Raw genomic sequence first — 3,965 nt, 5'->3', positions numbered from 1 at the left:
TGTGTTAGTGGCCCGTATCGCTGGCATTAACGTTCCTGACAATAAACACGCAGTGATTGCATTGACTGCAATCTACGGTATCGGTCGTACTCGCTCTAGCGCAATTTGCGAAGCAGCGGGCATTGCTGAAGATACCCAGATCGGTACATTGTCAGAAGAGAAATTAGACGTTCTTCGTGAAGCAGTAGCTAAGTATGCAGTCGAAGGTGACCTGCGTCGCGAAGTTTCAATGAACATCAAACGGTTGATGGATCTCGGATGTTTCCGTGGTCTTCGTCATCGTCGCAGCCTCCCTTTACGTGGACAGCGCACTAAGACAAACGCGCGCACTCGTAAAGGACCGCGCAAACCGATTAAGAAATAAGGGGGATTGAGTAATGGCTAAAGCACAGACTCGTTCTCGCAAGCGCGTTAAAAAGCAAGTCGCCGATGGCATGGCTCACGTGCATGCATCTTTCAACAACACCATCATCACCATCACAGACCGTCAAGGTAATGCGTTGGCATGGGCTACAGCTGGTGGATCAGGGTTCCGTGGTTCACGGAAATCAACCCCGTTCGCTGCGCAGGTTGCTGCTGAGCGTGCTGGTGAAATGGCGAAGGAATATGGTCTTAAGAACTTGGAAGTATTTGTAAACGGTCCAGGTCCAGGTCGTGAATCATCTATTCGCGCACTGAACGCCGTAGGATACCGCATCACGAATATTACCGATGTGACACCTATTCCTCACAACGGTTGTCGTCCGCCTAAGAAACGTCGCGTTTAAAGGCGTGAATCGATAGTTGGAGAAAGATCATGGCAAGATATTTGGGTCCTAAACTCAAGCTAAGCCGTCGCGAAGGAACAGACTTGTTCCTGAAAAGCGGCGTACGCGCAATCGATTCTAAATGTAAGATCGAAACTGCTCCTGGTCAGCATGGTGCCCGTCGTGGCCGTTTGTCTGATTACGGTGTTCAGTTGCGCGAGAAGCAAAAAGTACGTCGTATGTACGGCGTTTTAGAGAAGCAATTCCGTAACTACTACAAAGAAGCTGCTCGTATTAAAGGCAATACCGGTGAAAACCTGTTGCAGTTGCTAGAACAGCGTTTGGATAACGTAGTTTATCGTATGGGCTTTGCGTCAACGCGCGCAGAAGCTCGTCAGCTAGTCAGTCACAAAGCTGTTGTTGTTAACGGTCAAGTGGTTAACATTCCATCATTCATGGTTCGCCCTGAAGATGTAGTGTCTGTTCGCGAAAAAGCTAAAAAGCAAGCACGTATTAGTGCAGCGCTTGAGCTTTCAGAGCAGCGAGAAAAGCCAGTTTGGTTAGAAGTTGACAGCAGCAAAATGGAAGGTCAGTTCAAGCGTCTTCCTGAGCGCAGTGATTTGTCTGCTGAAATTAACGAACAGTTGATCGTAGAGCTTTACTCTAAGTAAAGCTTAAGCATAGAGAGAGGACACAATGCAGGGTTCTGTTACCGAATTCCTAAAGCCGAGGTTAGTTGACATCGAGCAAATTAGCACGACTCACGCCAAGGTGACACTGGAGCCTCTAGAGCGTGGCTTTGGTTACACCCTAGGCAATGCTTTACGTCGTATTCTATTGTCGTCAATGCCAGGCTGTGCAGTGACTGAAGTAGAAATCGACGGTGTGCTGCACGAATACAGCAGCAAAGAAGGCGTGCAAGAAGATGTCATCGAAATTTTGTTGAACCTCAAAGGGCTGTCTGTCAGCTTAGAAGGTAAAGACGAAGCGACGTTGACCTTGAATAAATCCGGTGCAGGTCCTGTAACCGCAGGTGATTTCCAGCACGATGGTGATGTTGAAATCGTCAATCCTGAGCACGTAGTTTGTCACCTCACTGGCGACAACGAATTGAATATGCGTGTTAAGGTTGAACGTGGTCGTGGTTATGTTCCTGCGTCGGCTCGTCAGTCAGAAGATGACGAGGAGCGTCCGATCGGTCGTCTGTTAGTGGATGCCTCTTTCAGTCCAGTTGAGCGTATTGCGTACAGCGTTGACGCTGCACGTGTTGAACAGCGCACCGACTTGGACAAGCTGATTATCGAAATGGAAACCAATGGTACATTGGATCCAGAAGAAGCGATTCGTCGTGCTGCTACAATTCTAGCTGAACAGCTAGAGGCATTCGTCGAACTTCGTGATATCAGCGAGCCGGAAGAGAAGGAAGAGAAACCGGAGTTTGATCCGATTCTCCTCCGTCCGGTAGATGACTTAGAATTGACTGTTCGTTCTGCAAACTGCTTGAAAGCAGAAGCAATTCAGTACATTGGTGACTTAGTACAACGTACCGAGGTTGAGTTATTAAAAACGCCTAACCTTGGTAAGAAATCGCTTACTGAAATCAAAGACGTCTTGGCGTCTCGTGGTCTATCTCTCGGCATGCGCCTTGAGAACTGGCCACCAGCAAGCTTGATCGACAACGACTAAGTTACCTTGGTAATTGATTTACTGAGAAGGGTATAGGTATGCGCCATCGTAAGAGTGGTCGTCAACTCAATCGTAACAGCAGCCATCGTCAAGCGATGTTCCGCAACATGGCTAGCTCGTTGGTGCGTCATGAGATCATCAAAACGACGTTGCCAAAAGCGAAAGAGTTGCGTCGCGTAGTCGAGCCGTTGATCACAATGGCTAAGCAAGACAGCGTTGCAAATCGCCGTTTAGCATTTGCACGTACACGTGATAAAGAAGTAGTGGGCAAGCTTTTCAATGAACTTGGTCCGCGTTATGAATCTCGCCCAGGTGGCTACACTCGCATTATGAAGTGTGGTTTCCGTGCAGGTGATAACGCACCAATGGCTTACATTGAATTGGTTGGCCGTCCCGAAGTAGAGGAAGTCGAAGAAGTAGCGGAAGCTGCGGAATAAGATTTCTGATACTAAAAAAAGCCGGCTTTTCAGCCGGCTTTTTTATATCCGTTACGCATGGTGAGCTATTTGTCGGCTTTGTTGCTATAGACTTTTGCGACTTGCTGTTCAGTTAAGTAGCCGTGCTCTTTAAACCATTCCAATTCTTCGCGATTAATCCCCTGTGCCTTTGCCTCAACTATAAAGCGATTCCACTGTTCAGGTTTAGGTCTTGTCTTCTGCTCTGCATTGTTAAAATTAAAAAAGTCTTTTACAGCGACAAATGCATGTTTGGTGATTTGAGGTATTTCCTTTATAGAAGAAACGACCGCATCTAGAAAATTGTCAGGCGAACTTTCGGCAGCCGATTTAACGACCGTTTCACTCATTCTCGGTTCACTCACTATGGCTACCCGTACAATAGTATTTAATTTTTCCGGTGCGAGACGAGTTGCTGTCGTCACAATATCATCGATATAACTCGGCTCTACATCTATTGCCTGCGCGATGGTTTCGTCGAACGCCTGCGGCGCGACTAAGTGAGTTGTCGTTAGCACGTCGGAAGTGAGTGCCGGCTCAACCTGAATAACCGCACGGTTAATAACTGGAATTCGTGTCGGGTAATGTTGATAGGCGGCAATTAAGATTTGATTGACGTGTTGTGGGTAGTGATTGACAAGTATTCTTACCGTACGCGTAATAGAAAAATTGTAATTTAGGTGGTCATCAATAACCGAGTTGTATTTGTCTACTAACTTTTTTTCTTGTGGTGTGAGTGTTGCTAAGTTGAGGTCAAATGCTTTGGCGCCTACAACGGGGTTAGTTGATTTTACGTGAACGTTAAAATTAGCCTTTGCTTCTCCGGATACAATAAAAAGACTCGCAGTGAAAACTGTCACGAGCGATAGTCTCGTACAAAAGTGCATTATAGATCCCCCAATACGACTAAATTACATCCATGTTTTATGTGTACATACTTGCTTTGTTTGTTATTTATAGTTAAAAGTTCCCATGAATCAAACAATAAAGCAACAAATAGGTTCAAAAAGTGGTCGTTTAAAATTAATTTCAAAAAAGTGCTTGCAAGTGTGAATAGGATCTCTATAATTCGCCGCCG

Annotated in this window: 6 protein-coding genes; 5 read left to right on the top strand and 1 reads right to left on the bottom strand. The window is 46.2% G+C overall.

The annotated features are described in order from the left end of the window. The first annotated feature begins 7 nt into the window (after positions 1-7). The 5 genes from rpsM to rplQ are packed head-to-tail and all read left to right on the top strand — an operon-like array spanning position 8 to position 2,869. Positions 8-364, top strand: a complete 357-nt coding sequence (gene rpsM / locus ABNS04_RS12135; RefSeq protein WP_006956432.1) for a 30S ribosomal protein S13 — start codon at positions 8-10, stop codon at positions 362-364. A gap of 13 nt (positions 365-377) precedes the next feature. Continuing rightward, positions 378-767 carry a 30S ribosomal protein S11 gene (gene rpsK / locus ABNS04_RS12130; RefSeq protein WP_006956431.1) on the top strand — a complete coding sequence of 130 codons (390 nt, stop codon included), beginning with the start codon at positions 378-380 and terminating at the stop codon, positions 765-767. A 29-nt stretch (positions 768-796) separates the two neighbouring features. Continuing rightward, positions 797-1,417, top strand: coding sequence for a 30S ribosomal protein S4 (rpsD, locus tag ABNS04_RS12125; RefSeq protein WP_006956430.1), 621 nt, complete (start codon positions 797-799; stop codon positions 1,415-1,417). Positions 1,418-1,442: 25 nt separating this feature from the next. Next, positions 1,443-2,432, top strand: coding sequence for a DNA-directed RNA polymerase subunit alpha (rpoA, locus tag ABNS04_RS12120; RefSeq protein WP_286682682.1), 990 nt, complete (start codon positions 1,443-1,445; stop codon positions 2,430-2,432). Between the two features lie 38 nt (positions 2,433-2,470). Further along, positions 2,471-2,869 carry a 50S ribosomal protein L17 gene (gene rplQ, locus ABNS04_RS12115; protein ID WP_006956458.1) on the top strand — a complete coding sequence of 133 codons (399 nt, stop codon included), beginning with the start codon at positions 2,471-2,473 and terminating at the stop codon, positions 2,867-2,869. Between the two features lie 65 nt (positions 2,870-2,934). On the opposite strand, the gene ABNS04_RS12110 is transcribed toward rplQ, so the two are convergent. Next, a complete protein-coding gene (locus tag ABNS04_RS12110) occupies positions 2,935-3,747 on the bottom strand; it encodes a hypothetical protein (protein WP_286682681.1) in 813 nt (270 codons plus the stop codon). Positions 3,748-3,965 lie beyond the last annotated feature (218 nt).

The organism is uncultured Idiomarina sp. (assembly GCF_964010655.1).
Lineage (GTDB): Bacteria > Pseudomonadota > Gammaproteobacteria > Enterobacterales > Alteromonadaceae > Idiomarina > Idiomarina baltica.
Note: the sequence above shows the minus strand (reverse complement) of the source record. Positions and strands in the feature narration are given on the sequence as shown.

What these genes read in the sequence shown, in the direction of transcription:
- rpsK (WP_006956431.1), top strand. Translation starts at nt 378, where the DNA reads ATGGCTAAAGCACAGACTCGTTCTCGCAAGCGCGTTAAAAAGCAAGTC.
- rpsD (WP_006956430.1), top strand. Translation starts at nt 797, where the DNA reads ATGGCAAGATATTTGGGTCCTAAACTCAAGCTAAGCCGTCGCGAAGGA.
- rpoA (WP_286682682.1), top strand. Translation starts at nt 1,443, where the DNA reads ATGCAGGGTTCTGTTACCGAATTCCTAAAGCCGAGGTTAGTTGACATC.
- rplQ (WP_006956458.1), top strand. Translation starts at nt 2,471, where the DNA reads ATGCGCCATCGTAAGAGTGGTCGTCAACTCAATCGTAACAGCAGCCAT.